At 68.2% G+C, this 15,136-nt stretch carries 15 protein-coding genes; 8 read left to right on the forward strand and 7 right to left on the reverse strand.

The window, feature by feature from the left end:
* Positions 1 to 910, forward strand: a 910-nt coding sequence (locus Q1W68_RS07185) for an Hsp70 family protein (protein ID WP_300715979.1), incomplete at its 5' end; no start/stop codon positions are given.
* A 79-nt stretch (positions 911 to 989) separates the two neighbouring features.
* Complete coding sequence (gene dnaJ / locus Q1W68_RS07190) at positions 990 to 2,123, forward strand: molecular chaperone DnaJ (protein ID WP_300649779.1); 1,134 nt, start codon at positions 990 to 992, stop codon at positions 2,121 to 2,123.
* Positions 2,124 to 2,185: 62 nt separating this feature from the next.
* On the opposite strand, the gene Q1W68_RS07195 is transcribed toward dnaJ, so the two are convergent.
* Positions 2,186 to 2,443 carry a hypothetical protein gene (locus Q1W68_RS07195; RefSeq protein ID WP_300649781.1) on the reverse strand — a complete coding sequence of 86 codons (258 nt, stop codon included), beginning with the start codon at positions 2,441 to 2,443 and terminating at the stop codon, positions 2,186 to 2,188.
* Positions 2,444 to 2,597: 154 nt separating this feature from the next.
* Here Q1W68_RS07195 and Q1W68_RS07200 point away from each other — a divergent pair, with 154 nt between their 5' ends.
* From Q1W68_RS07200 to Q1W68_RS07210, 3 genes are all read left to right on the forward strand, one after another.
* Entirely contained in the window at positions 2,598 to 3,614 is a 1,017-nt protein-coding gene (locus Q1W68_RS07200) for a ZIP family metal transporter (RefSeq protein WP_300649782.1), read from the forward strand.
* A gap of 32 nt (positions 3,615 to 3,646) precedes the next feature.
* Positions 3,647 to 5,011, forward strand: coding sequence for an MBL fold metallo-hydrolase (locus Q1W68_RS07205; protein WP_300715980.1), 1,365 nt, complete (start codon positions 3,647 to 3,649; stop codon positions 5,009 to 5,011).
* A gap of 67 nt (positions 5,012 to 5,078) precedes the next feature.
* The gene (locus Q1W68_RS07210; RefSeq protein WP_300715981.1) at positions 5,079 to 6,281 is read left to right on the forward strand and encodes a lytic murein transglycosylase; all 1,203 of its coding nucleotides are present in this window, start codon (positions 5,079 to 5,081) and stop codon (positions 6,279 to 6,281) included.
* A gap of 4 nt (positions 6,282 to 6,285) precedes the next feature.
* On the opposite strand, the gene Q1W68_RS07215 is transcribed toward Q1W68_RS07210, so the two are convergent.
* Positions 6,286 to 6,633 carry a heavy metal-binding domain-containing protein gene (locus Q1W68_RS07215; RefSeq protein WP_300652900.1) on the reverse strand — a complete coding sequence of 116 codons (348 nt, stop codon included), beginning with the start codon at positions 6,631 to 6,633 and terminating at the stop codon, positions 6,286 to 6,288.
* Between the two features lie 94 nt (positions 6,634 to 6,727).
* Here Q1W68_RS07215 and Q1W68_RS07220 point away from each other — a divergent pair, with 94 nt between their 5' ends.
* Positions 6,728 to 7,390 carry an SAM-dependent methyltransferase gene (locus Q1W68_RS07220; protein ID WP_300652903.1) on the forward strand — a complete coding sequence of 221 codons (663 nt, stop codon included), beginning with the start codon at positions 6,728 to 6,730 and terminating at the stop codon, positions 7,388 to 7,390.
* A 90-nt stretch (positions 7,391 to 7,480) separates the two neighbouring features.
* Here Q1W68_RS07220 and Q1W68_RS07225 read toward each other — a convergent pair whose 3' ends face one another.
* Positions 7,481 to 7,651 carry a hypothetical protein gene (locus Q1W68_RS07225; protein ID WP_172823098.1) on the reverse strand — a complete coding sequence of 57 codons (171 nt, stop codon included), beginning with the start codon at positions 7,649 to 7,651 and terminating at the stop codon, positions 7,481 to 7,483.
* 66 nt (positions 7,652 to 7,717) lie between these two features.
* Positions 7,718 to 8,611 (reverse strand): transglutaminase family protein, encoded by an 894-nt coding sequence (locus tag Q1W68_RS07230; protein WP_300715982.1) that lies wholly within the window; start codon positions 8,609 to 8,611, stop codon positions 7,718 to 7,720.
* Between the two features lie 182 nt (positions 8,612 to 8,793).
* On the opposite strand from Q1W68_RS07230, the gene Q1W68_RS07235 reads away from it, so the two are divergent.
* Positions 8,794 to 11,364 (forward strand): ABC transporter permease, encoded by a 2,571-nt coding sequence (locus tag Q1W68_RS07235; protein WP_300715984.1) that lies wholly within the window; start codon positions 8,794 to 8,796, stop codon positions 11,362 to 11,364.
* Between the two features lie 2 nt (positions 11,365 to 11,366).
* On the forward strand, positions 11,367 to 12,536 hold the full coding sequence (locus Q1W68_RS07240; RefSeq protein ID WP_300652908.1) for a carotenoid 1,2-hydratase: 1,170 nt from the start codon (positions 11,367 to 11,369) through the stop codon (positions 12,534 to 12,536).
* A gap of 19 nt (positions 12,537 to 12,555) precedes the next feature.
* Here Q1W68_RS07240 and Q1W68_RS07245 read toward each other — a convergent pair whose 3' ends face one another.
* From Q1W68_RS07245 to Q1W68_RS07255, 3 genes are all read right to left on the reverse strand, one after another.
* Positions 12,556 to 12,759 carry a hypothetical protein gene (locus Q1W68_RS07245; protein WP_300652910.1) on the reverse strand — a complete coding sequence of 68 codons (204 nt, stop codon included), beginning with the start codon at positions 12,757 to 12,759 and terminating at the stop codon, positions 12,556 to 12,558.
* A 101-nt stretch (positions 12,760 to 12,860) separates the two neighbouring features.
* Complete coding sequence (locus tag Q1W68_RS07250) at positions 12,861 to 13,925, reverse strand: M48 family metallopeptidase (RefSeq protein WP_300652912.1); 1,065 nt, start codon at positions 13,923 to 13,925, stop codon at positions 12,861 to 12,863.
* Positions 13,925 to 15,115: a YjgN family protein gene (locus Q1W68_RS07255; RefSeq protein WP_300652914.1), complete on the reverse strand. Its 1,191-nt coding sequence runs from the start codon at positions 15,113 to 15,115 to the stop codon at positions 13,925 to 13,927. The genes Q1W68_RS07250 and Q1W68_RS07255 overlap by 1 nt, the downstream gene beginning before the upstream one ends.
* Positions 15,116 to 15,136: the final 21 nt, after the last annotated feature.

Genomic DNA, 15,136 nt, shown 5'->3' on the forward strand with positions numbered 1-15,136 from the left:
CGGCGGCATGACCCGCATGCCCAAGGTGCAGGAGAAGGTGAAGGAGTTCTTCGGCAAGGAGCCACGCAAGGACGTGAACCCCGACGAAGCCGTGGCCGTGGGTGCTGCCATCCAGGGCCAGGTGCTCTCGGGTGACCGCAAGGACGTGCTGCTGCTCGACGTGACCCCGCTGAGCCTGGGCATCGAGACCATGGGCGGCGTCATGACCAAGATGATCCAGAAGAACACCACGATCCCGACCAAGTTCGCGCAGACCTTCTCGACCGCCGAAGACAACCAGCCGGCCGTGACCATCAAGGTGTTCCAGGGCGAGCGTGAGATCGCCTCCGGCAACAAGCTGCTGGGCGAGTTCAACCTCGAAGGCATCCCGGCGTCGCCGCGCGGCATGCCGCAGATCGAGGTGTCGTTCGACATCGATGCCAACGGCATCCTGCACGTGGGCGCCAAGGACAAGGGCACCGGCAAGGAAAACAAGATCACCATCAAGGCGAACTCGGGCCTCTCTGAAGCCGAGATCCAGCAGATGGTGAAGGACGCCGAGCTCAACGCCGCCGACGACAAGAAAAAGGTCGAACTCGTGCAGGCGCGCAACCAGGCCGAGGCCATGGTGCACAGCGTGAAGAAGAGCCTGGGCGAACACGGCGACAAACTCGAAGCCGCCGAGAAGGAAGCCATTGAAGCCGCCTTGAAAGACGCGGAAGAAGCGGCCAAGGGCGAGGACAAGGAAGCCATCGAAGCCAAGACCGAAGCGCTGATGACCGCGAGCCAGAAGCTGGGCGAGAAGGTGTACGCCGCCTCGCAGGCCGAGCAGGCCGCCACCGCGAATGCGGAGAGCGCCTCGCAAGGCAGCAGCAAGGCGAACGACGACGATGTGGTCGACGCCGAAGTCAAGGAAGTGAAGAAGTCCTGATCGGCTGAGCCCTTTCGATCATCCGCCGCGTCAGGGCAACCTGCCGCGGCGTTTGTGTTCCAACCGAACCCCAAACACCATGGCCAAACGCGACTTTTACGAAGTGCTGGGCGTCCCCAAGAACGCCGGCGACGAAGAAATCAAGAAGGCGTATCGCAAGCTCGCGATGAAGCACCACCCCGACCGCAACCAGGGCGATGCGGCCAAGGCGGCGGAAGAGCGCTTCAAGGAGGCGAAAGAAGCCTACGAGATGCTGTCCGACCCGCAGAAGAAAGCGGCGTACGACCAGTACGGCCACGCCGGTGTGGATCCGAACCTGCGCGGTGGCGCGGCCGGCGCTGAAGGCTTTGGCGGCTTCTCCGAGTCGTTCGGCGACATCTTTGGCGACATCTTCGGTGGCGCGCGCGGCCAGCGCAGCGGCCGCCAGGTTTACCGTGGCGCCGACCTGTCGTACGCCATGGAAATCTCGCTCGAAGAAGCGGCCGGCGGCAAGGACACGCAGATCCGCATCCCGAGCTGGGACGACTGCGAAACCTGCAGCGGCACCGGCGCCAAGCCCGGCACCAGCGTGAAGACCTGCAGCACCTGCCACGGCCAGGGCTCGGTGCAGATGCGCCAGGGTTTCTTCAGCGTGCAGCAGACCTGCCCGCAGTGCAGCGGCACCGGCAAGCTCATTCCCGAGCCCTGCACCACCTGCCACGGCCAGGGCAAGATCAAGAAGCAGAAAACGCTGGAGATCAAGATCCCCGCCGGCATCGACGACGGCCAGCGCATCCGCAGCACCGGCAACGGCGAACCCGGCCAGAACGGCGGACCTTCGGGCGACCTCTACATCGAAGTGCGCCTGCGCAAGCACGACATCTTCGAGCGCGAGGGCGACGACCTGCACTGCCAGGTGCCGGTGAGCATGACGGTGGCCGCACTCGGTGGCGAGATCGACGTGCCCACGCTCGCGGGCAAGGCCACCATCGACCTGCCCGAAGGCACCCAGAGCGGCAAGACCTTCCGCCTGCGCGGCAAGGGCGTCAAAGGGGTGCGCAGCAGCTACCCCGGCGACCTGTACTGCCACGTGGCGGTGGAAACCCCGATCAAGCTCACGGAGCACCAGCGCAAGCTGCTCAAGGAGCTGGACGAGTCGTTCAAGAAGGGTGGCCACAAGCACAGCCCGAACGACAAGGGCTGGTTCGAGAAGGCGAAGTCGTTCTTCAGCTGAGGGCGGTTTTCCCCCTGAAAAAAGCGACGCCGTGGCGTCGCTTTTTTCTTGCGGTGTTCCACCTAGCGCTGCTGCGCGCGGCGAGCACCCCAAATCGCCAAACCCACCAGCAGCCAGAGCACCAAGGCCACCGCCGCGTACACGTATTCGCTCCCCGCGTGGTGAACCACCAGTCCGTCGAAATGCTGGCCCTCTTCGTTATACGGCATGCGCGCTTTGGCCCACGCCCAGGCCGACACCAACGCGGCGGGAACGGCCAGCAGCACGGCCAACAGCCCCAAGGCCATCGCCAGGGTTCGGACTCGGCTGCGCGGTTTCATGGGGATCTTCTCCTGTGGTGGTGCTCTCGAGGGTGCTCCCGCACTGTATCGGGCTCGCGCCCGCGCCCCTATCTCCCTCATTGTCAACATCGATTGGCCTGAATCGATAGTTTTTGTCAAACTCTCGACTTCCGAGACCACCCGCAGGCACCCCATGACCGCCCTCATTCGACAAGTCCGCCCCGTCTGGGCCCAACTGCAGGAGTTCGATCTGCAGGTGCCCGCCCACGCGCTGCGCAACGCGCTCCTGGCCTTGGGCGCTGGCCTGCTGGTGATGGCGGGCCTGGCCGCGCTGAGCACCTTCTGGGCGCCCACCCGCGCGTGGTGGACGGCCGCCGAGAACGGCAGCGCCATGGCCGCCGGTGTGCAGGCCTCGCTGCTCGCAGCGGTGGCCACGGCCGTGGGTGCGCTGCCGGTGTTTCTGGTGCAGCGGGTGAGCAAGTTGCAGGAGGCGGCTCTGATGTCGTTCTCGGCCGGCATCATGCTGGCCGCGGCCATCTTTGCCTTGCTGCTGCCCTCGCTGGAGGCCGGACGCACGCTGCTGGCCGGCATGACCGGCGCGGCCACGGGCGCCGCCGCGCTCAGCGGCGTGGGTCTGATGCTGGGCATGGGCCTGATGCTGGCGATCGACCGCTTCACGCCGCACGAACACGCGGTGCTGCCCCCGGCGGCGCTCGGCCACACCGGGGCCTGGGGCGCGCAGCCCGACAACGCCGCGGTGCAACGCGCCAAGCTGATGGTGCTGGCCATCCTGATTCACAACGTGCCCGAAGGCCTGGCGGTGGGCGCAGCCTACGCCGGGGTGGACGGTGCGGGTGGCACGCAGGCGGGCGCTTCCGTGGCCCTGGCCATCGGCCTGCAGAACATGCCCGAAGGCCTGATCGTCGCCATGGCCTTGCGCACGCTGGGACGCAGCGCGACGCAGGCCTGGGGCGTGGCCGCGCTCACCGGCCTGGCCGAGCCGCTGGGTGCCATCGTCGGGCTGGCGGTGCTGGGCAGCGTGCCGGCGTTCTACCCACTGGGTCTTGCGCTCGCGGCGGGCGCGATGTTGTTCGTGGTGAGCCACGAGATCATTCCCGAGACGCACCGCAACGGGTTCGAGACCATGGCCACGGCCACGCTGCTGGCGGGCTTCATCTTCATGCTGCTCCTCGATGCGGCCCTGAACTGAGTGATCAAAGAGCGGGGCGTAAGATGCCCCGCATGAGCGTACACATCCGATTTCTCGGCGGCGCCGGCACCGTCACCGGCTCCAAGTACCTGGTCGAGCACGACGGCCAGAGCCTGCTGGTCGACTGCGGTCTGTTCCAGGGCTACAAACAGCTGCGCCTGCGCAACCGCGACCCGCTGCCGGTGTTGCCCAACCACATCGGCGCCGTGTTGCTGACGCACGCGCACCTGGACCACAGCGGCTACTTGCCGCTGCTGGCCAAGGAGGGATTTCACGGCAAGGTGTGGGCCACGCCGGCCACGCGCGACCTGGCGCAGATTTTGTTGCCCGACAGCGGCCACATCCAGGAAGAAGACGCGGCCTTTGCCAACCGCAAGGGCTTCTCCAAACATTCGCCCGCGCTGCCGCTCTACACCGAGAGCGATGCGCTGCAAAGCCTCAAGCTGTTTCGCACCGTGCCCATGCACCAACCGTTCGAGCCGCTGAAAGGCTGGACGGCACAGTTCTCGGGCGCAGGGCACATCCTCGGGGCGGCCAGCCTGCTGCTGGAGGTGGGTGGGAAGCGCATCCTGTTCTCGGGCGACCTCGGTCGGCCCGACGACGCGCTCATGCTCGCGCCCGACGCACCGCCCGCGGCCGACGTGGTGGTGTGCGAATCGACCTATGGCGACCGCGACCACCCGGACGAAGATGTGCTGGCCGAACTCGCTCCGGCGTTGCAGCGCGTCGCAGCGCGTGGCGGCTCGGCCGTGGTGCCGGTGTTTGCGGTGGGCCGCGCGCAGGCCTTGCTGCACGCCATCGCCGAACTCAAGGCCTCGGGCCAGTTGCCGCACAGCCTGCCGGTCTACCTCGACAGCCCCATGGCCATCCACAGCACCGAGCTGTTTGCGCGCCACCTGGGCGAGCACCGGCTGAACGCTGCGCAGTGCCACGCCATGGCGCTGGTGGCGAAGATGACGCGCACGGCCGACGAGTCCAAGGCGATTGCGCGCCAGCACGGCCCCAAGGTGATCCTGGCCGCCAGCGGCATGGCCACCGGCGGGCGCGTGCTGCACCACCTGGTGCAGTACCTGGGCGACCACCGCAACATGGTGCTGCTTACCGGCTACCAGGCGCCGGGCACGCGCGGCGCCACGCTGGCCAACGGCGGCACGCAGCTTCGCATCCACGGGCAAGACCTGCCGGTGCGTGCGGAGGTGGTGCAACTCCAGTCCGCGTCAGCGCATGCCGACGCCGGGCAGCTCATGGCCTGGCTGCGCGCCCTGCCCCAGCCGCCGCGCCGCGTGTTCGTCACGCACGGTGACATGGAAGCCTCCGATCGGCTGCGCCACCGCATCGAAGCCGAACTGCGCTGGCAGGCGCTGGTACCTGAACACGGCAGCACCTGGGCGGTCTGACGCATCCGCATTCACACCTGCACACACGGCCCATGGAACGCGGCCGCTTTTCCCCACTCTGATCCCGATGAATCTTCAAACTTCCCTGCTCCTGGGCGCCGCCCTGCTCTCTTCTTCCGTCTGGGCCCAGACGCCCACGCCAACCCCCAATCCCGAGTTCGACTCCTGCCTGAACGCCCTGCGCGCCCCGGCCCGCGCCGCCGGCGTGCGCGACGACACCTTCGCCCAGCACACGCAGAACCTCGCGCCCGACATGAGCGTGATCGACAAACTCAACTTCCAGCCCGAGTTCCGCACCGCGATCTGGGACTACCTGGCCGGTCTGGTGGACGAGGAGCGCGTGGCCGAGGGCCGCGCGATGCTCACACGCCACGCCGAAACGCTGGCTCGGGTGAGTGAAAAATACGGTGTGGACCCGGCCACGGTGGTGGCGGTCTGGGGCGTGGAGAGCAACTTCGGCCAGACCTTCGGCAAATCACCGTTGGTGCAGTCGCTGGGCACGCTTTCGTGTTTCGGACGGCGCCAGGCCTACTTCCGCACCGAGTTCTACGCCACGCTGCGCATCCTGCAGGCAGGGCACATCGCGCCTGAGCGTCTGGTGGGCTCGTGGGCGGGCGCCTTCGGGCACACGCAGTTCATGCCCAGCACCTTCGAACGCCTCGCGGTGGACTTCGACGGCGACGGCAAGGCCGACCTGATGGACAGCACCAGCGACGCGCTCGCGTCCACCGCCAACTTCCTGGCCAAGGCGGGCTGGCAAAGCGGCCAACCGTGGGGGTTTGAAGTGAAGATGCCGGAGGGCTTCAGCACCACCGGTGAAGGCCGCCGCACCAAACGCGGCATGGGCGAATGGGCGGCACGCGGCCTCCAGCGGGTCGACGGATCGCCCCTGCCCGCCAGCGGAAGTGCCGGCCTCATGACACCCGCCGGAGCCCAGGGCCCGGCGTTTCTGGTGCTGCGCAACTTCGACGCGATCTACAGCTACAACGCGGCCGAGAGCTATGGTCTCGCGATTGCGCACCTGTCGGACCGCCTGCGCGGTGGCGGCCCCTTCGCCACACCCTGGCCGACCGACGATCCGGGCCTCTCGCGCGCCGAGCGCCGGGAAGTCCAGACACTGCTGATCGCACGCGGCCACGACATCGGCGCGGTGGACGGCATGCTGGGCGACAAGAGCCGCGTGGCGATCCGCGCGGAGCAGACTCGTCTGGGGCAGGAGGACAGCGGGCGCGCCGGACAAAAACTGTTGAAGGCCTTGCGCGGCGGCTGACCGGTCAGCCCAGCTTCACCGCCGTCCCACTCACCGCGACCATCATCATCCCGTTGGTCTCCCCCAGCACTTCGTAGTCGAAGTCGATGCCGATCACGGCGTTGGCCCCCATCTCGCGCGCGGACTCGATGAGGTCTTCCACAGCCGCGTCGCGCGCGCCCGAGAGGGCCCGCTCGTAGCCGCCGGCGCGACCGCCCACCACGTCGCGCACCGACGAGAACATGTCCCGGAAGATGTTGGCGCCGATGATGGCTTCGCCGTTGACCACACCCAGGTACTGCGAGCGGTCGATGCCCTCGGGCGTGGTGGTGCTCAGAAAGAAGCCGTCTTTCGCTTTGGAAAACCATCCCATGTGAAAACTCCTGTGATTGCGCCGCGTGGTGTGGCGTACGGACATTGTGCAGGTCAGGTGCTACGGTGAGGCTCAGCCACAACGGGAACATCCCATGCCCGGCTACCAGGTCAAGACCGAAACCGTGTCGCTCGGCGGCACCGACTGGCACCTACGCTGCCTGATCGACGACCAGCAGTTCAACGACACCCACCACGCCGCCGCCGACATCGGTTTGCCTTCCGCGGGTTGGTCGCATTTCGGGCAGGTGTGGCCGTCATCGCGCGTGCTCGCGCTGGCCATGCTCACGCACCCGCTGGCCGGGCTGCGCGTGCTGGAGATCGGCGCGGGCCTGGCGCTGGCCAGTCTGGTGATGCACCGGCGCGGTGCCGATGTGACGGTGAGCGACTGGCATCCGCTGACGGAGGAATTCCTGCGCCACAACCTGGTCTTGAACGACCTGGGGCCATTGCCGTACGAGGCCGGCAACTGGGAAAGTGTGGCCGCCACCGACAACCCGGCGCTGGGTCTGTTCGATCTGATCGTGGGCAGCGACCTGCTGTACGAACGCCAGCAGCCCGCACAGCTCGCCGCCTTCATCCACCGACACGCCGCGGTGGGTGCGCAAATCGTGATCGTCGACCCAGACCGGGGCAACCGGGCCGCCTTTGGTCGCGACATGGGCATGCTGGGCTTCGTGCTCACCATGCAGGCTGCCGGGCGCCAGCTGGAAGACGGCACGGCCTACAAAGGACGGTTTCTGAGCTTCACGCGCTGAGGTGGGGCCCTTGGGCCGCGCACCCATGCAAAAAGCCCGCTGCGCGGGCTCTTTGCAATTCAGCAAGGCCGGCCACCAGGGCCGAACCGGTCAGCCGCCTTTTTTGGAGCGCTTGCCGGGGTTTTTCTTGCTGCGGGTGGCCACACCACGCTCCAGGCTCACACGCTGACCACGGCCAGGGGAGGTCAGCGACACGCCAGCGACGGGCGTGGGGCGGGGGGTGGCTTTGCGGTCGGCTTCGGTGACGATTTTGTTGCCCATGACTGGATCCTGAGAAAGTTGCGAAAGTGACGGAACCCGCTATTAGGCCACAAGGCTCCGCGGTGGTCAGGTGGCGTTGCCGCCGTTCCAGGTGAACGACGCGTCGGTGGACAAGGCCTCGGGCCGGCGCACCGGCATGAGCCAGCCGTGGGCGGGGTTGGTCTGCGCCGAGATGTCGATGCGCGGCGCCTGGGCCGATACCGGGCCGAAGATGGTGGCAAACGAAGCGTCGGCGGCGTCGCGCCCGGTGCCGATGCGCACAAAACCCATGGGAATGGCGGTGCCCGACGGATCGAACAGGTACCAGCGGTGGCCCAGGTACACCTCCACATAGGCGTGGAAGTCGGTCGGGCCCAGGGCCGGGTCGGCGCCGAAATCGATCGCGGTGGTGAAACGCGCGGGGATGTTGAGCGCGCGGCAGAAGGTGATCATGAGGTGCGCAAAGTCTCGGCACACGCCCTTGCGGTCGTTGAGGGTGTCCATGGCCGAGGTCATGGAGTTGCTGGTGTTCGACTCGAACGTCACCTGGCTCTGCACCCACTGCTGAATGGCCTCCACACGCCGATACCCCGGCGGCATCTGGCCAAAGAGCTGAGTGGCCATGGCGGTCACGCAGTCCGACTGGCAGTAGCGGCTGGGGTAGATGTAGGCCAGCACATCGGTGGGCAGCTGGTTGATGGGTGTCTCGAACACCGCGTCGGGCTGGTCCACGTGGTGAACGATGTCCAGCGTGGCGCGGTAGCGCAACTGCAGTGCGCCGGGGGTGGCGGTCAGGCGCAGGATGCGCGTGCGGGTGGCGGCGTCGGTGTGCGACACCAGCGGCACGGGCTGGCTGACCTGCAGTTCTTCCCACACCACGGTCTGCTGGGGTGAATGCGCGGCCTGCACATTGAAGATGAAGTCGGCGCTGGGCTGGTTGACCTGGTACTGCAGGTCGATGGCGAGGTGGATGCGAACCATGGGGTCACCGTGGATAAAAAGTGGACCGGCCTGGTGGGCCGGCGGCAGCGAACACATTCGCTGTGCAACGGTGAGAAACGCCTCGGTGCATGTTATGCGCGTGCGACCGGGCTGTCTGTGTGCCAAGGCACCATGCCCCGGCCCGGCCAGCGGACAAGGGCTTGGGCGTAAGCTCAAACGCCATGCGCGCGCTGCTCTCCACCTTTTCCTTGCAAGAGTTGCGCCACCACCCGTGGCGCAATGCCTCGGCCGTGGTGGCGGTGATGCTGGGCGTGGCGCTGGCGTTTGCGGTGCACCTCATCAACGCCTCGGCCCTGGCCGAGTTCTCCAGCGCGGTGAGTTCGGTGAATGGCCAGCCCGATGTGGAGCTGCGCGCCCGCCAGGGGCTGTTGCCCGACACCCTGCTCGACCGCGTGGCGGCCCACCCGGACGTGGCGCTGGCCAGCCCGGTGCTGGAGCTGCCCACGCAGGCGGTGCTGCCGGGTGGCGAACGCGTGGCGGTGAAGCTGCTCGGCGTCGACGCGCTGGTGGTGGCGGGCCTGTCGCCCGCACTGATGCCGGTCCCCGAGGCCGCTTCAAGCAACAGCGCGGCGCGGCGCTTCGACCTGTTTGCACCCGACGCGGCGTTTCTCAACGCAGCCGCATCCCAAGCGCTGGGCAACAGCACCACGCTGCAACTGCAAAGTGGCCTGGCGCTGCGCACGGTGCGCGTGGCGGGCCGGGTGAACGCACCGGGCCCGCCGCTGCTGGTGATGGACGTGGCCGCCGCGCAAGACCTGACGGACCGCGCGGGCCAGCTGAGCCGGATCGACCTGCGCCTGGTGCCCGGTGCGCAGCTGGACGTGGTGTTGACGTCACTGGCCCTGCCCGATCAGGTGATCGCGCAGCGGCCCGAGCAGTCGGGCGAGCGGGTGAGCAACCTCTCGCGCGCCTACCGGGTCAACCTCACCGTGCTGGCACTGGTGGCGTTGTTCACCGGTGCTTTCCTCGTGTTCTCGGTGCTCTCGCTCTCGGTGGCTCGACGGCAGCCGCAGTTCGCGCTGCTGGGCGTGCTGGGCCTGTCGGGCAACGAGCGCCTGCGCCTGGTGCTGGCCGAATCGGCGCTGCTGGGTCTGCTGGGCAGTGCCCTGGGCGTTGCGCTGGGGACGGGGCTGGCGGCCCTGGCGCTCAAGCTGCTGGGCGGTGATCTCGGAGGTGGCTACTTTTCGGGCGTCGCTCCGCCGCTGCGGTGGAGCGCCTGGGCTGCGCTCGTTTACGGGCTGCTCGGTGTGGCGGCCTCGGTGGTGGGTGGCTGGTGGCCGGCGCGCGCCACGGCCCGCATGGCGCCGGCGCTGGCCTTGAAGGGACTGGGTGCGCCCGCGCCCGCCGGTGCGCGTCGGCACACGCTGGCCCTCGCATTGGTCTTGCTCGCCGCGGCCCTGGCCTGGGCACCGCCCGTGGGCGGCATTCCGCTCGCGGCCTACCTGTCGGTGGGCCTGCTGCTGGTGGGTGGCATCGCGGCATTGCCGCTGGCCGTGGGCTGGCTGCTGGACCGCATGGCGCCGCACATCACGCGGCACGCGCTGCCGGTGCTGGCGGTGGAGCGCGCGCGCCGCCTGCGCGAGACCGCCGCCGTGGCCACCAGCGGCGTGGTCGCCAGCCTGGCCCTGTCGGTGGCGCTCACGGTGATGGTGGCGAGCTTTCGCGACTCGGTCACACAGTGGCTCGATGCCGTGCTGCCCGCGCAGCTGTATGTGCGCAGCAGCGCCGGGGGCGGCCTGGACGCCGCGCACCTGCCCGCCGACTTCGTGGCCGGCGTGGCGCTGGTGGACGGCATCGAGCGCGTGGACACCCTGCGCGCCACACCGGTGCAGTTCGACCCGGTGCGCCCGGCCGTGGTGCTGCTCACTCGCCCCCTGACCATGGTGAGCGGTGCCGCACTGAGCCTGCCGCTGGTGGGCAACCCGCTGCCCACCCCGGCAGCGGCCGAGGGTGAGAGCGTGGTTCCGGTGTACGTGAGCGAAGCCATGGTGGACCTGTACGGCGCCGAGCCCGGCGGCTGGCTGCCGGGGCTGGCACAAGCCTTCGCCGGGCCGCAAGTGCGAGGCGTGCGCTTTTTCGTGGCGGGCGTGTGGCGCGACTACGCGCGCCAGCACGGCAGCGTGGCCATGGACCGCGCCGACTTCGTGCGCCTCACGGGCGATGCGCGCGTGAACGACCTGGCGCTGCACCTGGTCCAGGGTGCCGACGAAGACGCGGTGCGCGAACGCATCCGCGCGCTGGCCGAGGAGCGAGGCGCCGGTGACCTGATCGAGTTCGCGTCCTCCGGGCAGATCCGCGCGGTCTCGCTGCGCATTTTTGACCGCAGCTTCGCCGTCACCGTGTGGCTGCAGGCGGTGGCCATCGGCATCGGCCTCTTTGGTGTGGCCGCGAGCTTCAGCGCGCAGGTGCTGGCGCGCAAGCGCGAGTTCGGCCTGCTCGCCCACCTGGGCCTCACCCGGCAACAGATCCTGGGCGTGGTGGCGCTCGAAGGCCTGGCCTGGACGCTGCTGGGCGCACTCGCGGGCCTGGCGCTCGGCCTTGCGGTGAGCCTGGTGCTGGTGCACGTGGTCAACCCGCAGAGCTTTCACTGGACCATGGACCTGGTGCTGCCCTGGGCGCGGCTGCTCGCGCTGTGCGCGGCCGTGGTGGTGGCCGGCACCCTCACGGCCTGGCTGGCGGGACAGGCGGCCGCGAGCCGCGATGCGGTGCGGGCGGTGAAGGAAGACTGGTGAACATGACCACAAACAGCGCACCACACCCCAGGGCCGAGCCTGTCGAAGCCCTCACCAACCGCCGCCACCTCTTGATCGCGTCGGCGGGCGCCCTCGCCTTGCCCGGTCTCCAGGCTCGAACCCCACACCGCCCTGGCGATGCACTCCGACCCCGCACACTGGTGTTCCCGCGCGACCACGGCACCCACAACGATACCCGCACCGAGTGGTGGTACTTGACGGGCCACGCAAAAGACGAGCAGGGTCGCGAGTTCGGTTTTCAAGTCACCTTCTTCCGCAGCCGGGTGGACGGCACACAGGCCCTGCAAAGCCGACTGGCCGCCAAACACCTGCTGTTCGCCCACGCGGCCATCACCGATGTGCAAAGTGGACGGCTCCTGCACGACCAGCGCATGGCGCGCTGGAACGGCGAGATGCCGACGCAAACCGAACGCGGCGTCTTCGCCAGCGAAGCCGACACACGCGTGGTGCTGCGCGACTGGCACATCGAGCGCGCAGCGGATGGCCGCTACACCACACGCATCGGCGGCGACGCCTTGAACATCGACCTCACCGCCCAGCCGCAACAGGCCTGGCTGCTGCAGGGTGACGAGGGCTTCTCGCGCAAAGGGCCCGACGCCTCACAAGCCAGCTTCTACGTGTCGCACCCCCAACTCGCGGTCCAGGGCACCCTGGGCATCGGCCGACAGCGATTCGCGGTGACCGGCACGGCCTGGCTGGACCACGAATGGAGCGAGGCGCTGCTGCACCCCGAAGCCGTGGGCTGGGACTGGATCGGCATGAACCTGTTCGACGGCCACAGCCTGACCGCGTTTCAGCTGCGCCGCGCGGACGGCAGCAAGGTCTGGGCAGGCGGATCGTTTCGCGCAGCGGGCAGTGCCCAGAGTCCCACCGACATCTACCGTTTCCGACCGGGCGAGGTCGACTTCAAACCGCAGCGTTACTGGACCAGCCCGCTCACCCGCGCACGCTACCCGGTGGAGTGGCTGATCCGCACGCCGGCCGACTTCTACACGGTCAGGGCGGTCATCGATCCACAGGAACTCGACGGCCGCCAAGGCACCGGCACGGTGTACTGGGAGGGCCTCTCGGACCTGTTCGAGAGCAACGGCCAGCGGGTGGGACGGGGGTATCTGGAGATGACGGGGTACGCGCAGCGGCTGGTGTTGTGAGACGCCGCTGCGCAGTCGGTCAACGCTGAGCCGGAACGACGATCACGGCGCCGCCGCTGGAGGGCAGCGAGGTGGCGCCGGTGGCGCCTGTTGCGCCGGCACCGCCGGTGGCACCCGTGGCACCGGTGGCGCCCGTTGGGCCCGCCGGACCCATGGGAGCAGAGATGCAGCCGACCAGTGCGAGCGACAGGGCGCCGGCCCACAGCAGTTTCGAATGGTTCATGGTGATTCCTTTGTGTCAGCCACCACAGGGTGGTGTGAACACAGCTTAGGCAGTCGATGCACCTGCGTCGGTGCGTTGACCGACACAGCCCCCAGGCGCGCTCAGGGGCGCGCGGGCTCCCGTTGCCATTCACGGAAAAAGCGGGTGCGCTCATCGTGGCCGGGGTGGCTGGCAATGGCGATCGGCAAGGTTGTGTCGCCATGACCACCATCGTCTTGATCGGTTTCTTCCTGTTGCCGGATGCGCTCGAAGAACGCCACCATCACCGACGGGGACACGCCGCTTCGCTCGAGCAGCTGCGCAGCGAAGGCATCGGCCGCGCGCTCGGCATCGCGCGAATAGGCCTGTGTGGCCAGGGTGGCGGGCACGCTGGCCAGGAAGCCGGAGGCGTCGCCCAGCACCACGCCCACCAGCGCGCTGACCAGGCTGGCGCGCACCATCAAATCCAGCCCGTGGCGGTGGTGCACATGACCGAGTTCGTGCGCCAGCACGCCGGTGATGGCGTCGGGCTGGTCGGTCAGCAAGTTCACCAGATCGTCCGTGATCACGATGAAGCCCCCAGGCAGGGCAAACGCGTTCGCGCCGAGCGCTTGTGAGCGGTGAAACGCAAGTTGCCACGCCGGTGAACTTCCTTCCGGAAAGGCCCGCTCCACGGCGGATCTGAACCGCGTGCGCAACGCCTCCTGTTGCTGCGCAGGCAGTGCGCTGGGCTGGAGGAACAAACGGTCCAACTGCTGCATGCCCTGCTCACCGAGGCGCACCTCCAGCGAGTGGGGCACCTGCTGCGCCAGCGCCTGGCTCAGCCAGGGCACGCCCCAGGTCCAGGCCGCACCGAGAAACACCACGCTGGCCACCATGGCGACGAGGGTGGCACGCCAGCTCTGCATCCACCCCACCACCGCACCCTCGCGCTGGCCGCTGGCCTGGCGCCAGGCGTCCCACTCGCCGGCGTCGGCGTGCTGGATCAGGCTGCCGTCGGGCAGTTCGCTCTGGCGCTGGCCGTGCGAGCGGCGTTCGGCCCAGCGCACCTCGCGCACCGGGTAGCGGCGCACACCGCTCTCCAGCGTGAGCACCAGTTCCTCGCCCTCGATGCACAGGTCGCAGGCCTGCGCTCGAGGGCTCCGGCCATCGAACCAGGTGCTGGGCAGGCGGGGCATCGCGTTCATCACAGACCCATGTCGATGCCGAAGAAATCGCCTGCGGCATCGCCCAGGATGCCCTTGTCGGCGCCCTGCGCCCTGGCGAGCCACGCGTTCAAGTCGCCCTGCACCGAGACACCCATGGCTTCGAGCCGCAGGCGTGCGGTGTGCACCTTGGCAAACGGCCAGTACAGACCCAGCGTGAGTGCGATCAACAGCCAGTTCTTTGCGGTCAACCGCATCAACGGGGCGAACCTCAGCTGGCTCTCGAAGCCGATGCGGCGGCTGCGGGTGTGGCCCCACACCAGGTTCTGCAGCCTCGACGTGGTGTAAGGCATGAGCACCAGCGGAAACACCAGGTAGGCCAGCGCCAGCAGGAAGGGCAGCAGGACCATGCCCGCACCCGCCGAGGCCCCCACCAGCGCCGCCACAATGCCACCCACACCAGCGAGCAGGGCCGAGCACAGCAGGGACATCCCCATCACGCGAAATGAAAAACCATAGAAAGCGCCCAGGCCGGCGGTCAGCCGCGTGCGCTCCTGCGCGAACGCATAACCGCCGTGCTGGTAGCGCTTGATGCGCGCGAGCAACCAGGGCGACAGCGCGGTTATGGCCAGCACCGTCAGACCGGTGGCTGCAGCCAACGCAGCACCGGCCTCGCCCTCTTCCGCGCCCCGGGTGGTCGATGCCGCCACACCGAAGACCACCCCCATCAGCAGCACCGGGATGAAAAACGGCAGCATGCACAGGTAGGCGCCCTGGAGGTCGCCTTCGAACGCCATGCGCACACCGCGCCAGCTGGTGTTGCGCAACCGGAACTGCAGCGACGCACGCCACAGCGCGGGCCACAGCACCGCGAGCACCAGCAGGGGCAACCAGGCGAAGCTCGGCGCAAAGTTGGACACGGCCCAATACGAGACACCGAACATCAGCATGAGCACATAGCCACGGAACATCTTCCACGGATCGCCGTGAAAGCCCAGCGGGTCGCGGCCCACCAGCGTGTTGTTCTGAAAATAGGCCAGGCGGCGCGCGCGCGCAAAGGGCCAGTACAGCGTGAACGTGACCAGGGTCAGCAACAGGTTGACGATCCAGATGCGGAAGTATTCGCTGCCCGAACCGGTGAAGCGGATGTCGAGCGTGCGTTCCGGATCGCCGGTGGGGGATCGGCCCTCGGACAGGAATTCCGTCGCTTCAAAATCATCGTGCTGTGCCATCCCTGTCCCTCCCGTTGGTTG

The organism is Hydrogenophaga sp. (assembly GCF_030158645.1).
GTDB lineage: Bacteria > Pseudomonadota > Gammaproteobacteria > Burkholderiales > Burkholderiaceae_C > Hydrogenophaga.

Excerpts from the sequence above, each read along its gene's own strand:
- dnaJ (WP_300649779.1), top strand. The coding sequence starts at position 990 with ATGGCCAAACGCGACTTTTACGAAGTGCTGGGCGTCCCCAAGAACGCC.
- Q1W68_RS07195 (WP_300649781.1), bottom strand. The coding sequence starts at position 2,443 with ATGAAACCGCGCAGCCGAGTCCGAACCCTGGCGATGGCCTTGGGGCTG.
- Q1W68_RS07200 (WP_300649782.1), top strand. The coding sequence starts at position 2,598 with ATGACCGCCCTCATTCGACAAGTCCGCCCCGTCTGGGCCCAACTGCAG.
- Q1W68_RS07205 (WP_300715980.1), top strand. The coding sequence starts at position 3,647 with ATGAGCGTACACATCCGATTTCTCGGCGGCGCCGGCACCGTCACCGGC.
- Q1W68_RS07210 (WP_300715981.1), top strand. The coding sequence starts at position 5,079 with ATGAATCTTCAAACTTCCCTGCTCCTGGGCGCCGCCCTGCTCTCTTCT.
- Q1W68_RS07215 (WP_300652900.1), bottom strand. The coding sequence starts at position 6,633 with ATGGGATGGTTTTCCAAAGCGAAAGACGGCTTCTTTCTGAGCACCACC.
- Q1W68_RS07220 (WP_300652903.1), top strand. The coding sequence starts at position 6,728 with ATGCCCGGCTACCAGGTCAAGACCGAAACCGTGTCGCTCGGCGGCACC.
- Q1W68_RS07225 (WP_172823098.1), bottom strand. The coding sequence starts at position 7,651 with ATGGGCAACAAAATCGTCACCGAAGCCGACCGCAAAGCCACCCCCCGC.
- Q1W68_RS07230 (WP_300715982.1), bottom strand. The coding sequence starts at position 8,611 with ATGGTTCGCATCCACCTCGCCATCGACCTGCAGTACCAGGTCAACCAG.
- Q1W68_RS07235 (WP_300715984.1), top strand. The coding sequence starts at position 8,794 with ATGCGCGCGCTGCTCTCCACCTTTTCCTTGCAAGAGTTGCGCCACCAC.
- Q1W68_RS07240 (WP_300652908.1), top strand. The coding sequence starts at position 11,367 with ATGACCACAAACAGCGCACCACACCCCAGGGCCGAGCCTGTCGAAGCC.
- Q1W68_RS07245 (WP_300652910.1), bottom strand. The coding sequence starts at position 12,759 with ATGAACCATTCGAAACTGCTGTGGGCCGGCGCCCTGTCGCTCGCACTG.
- Q1W68_RS07250 (WP_300652912.1), bottom strand. The coding sequence starts at position 13,925 with ATGAACGCGATGCCCCGCCTGCCCAGCACCTGGTTCGATGGCCGGAGC.
- Q1W68_RS07255 (WP_300652914.1), bottom strand. The coding sequence starts at position 15,115 with ATGGCACAGCACGATGATTTTGAAGCGACGGAATTCCTGTCCGAGGGC.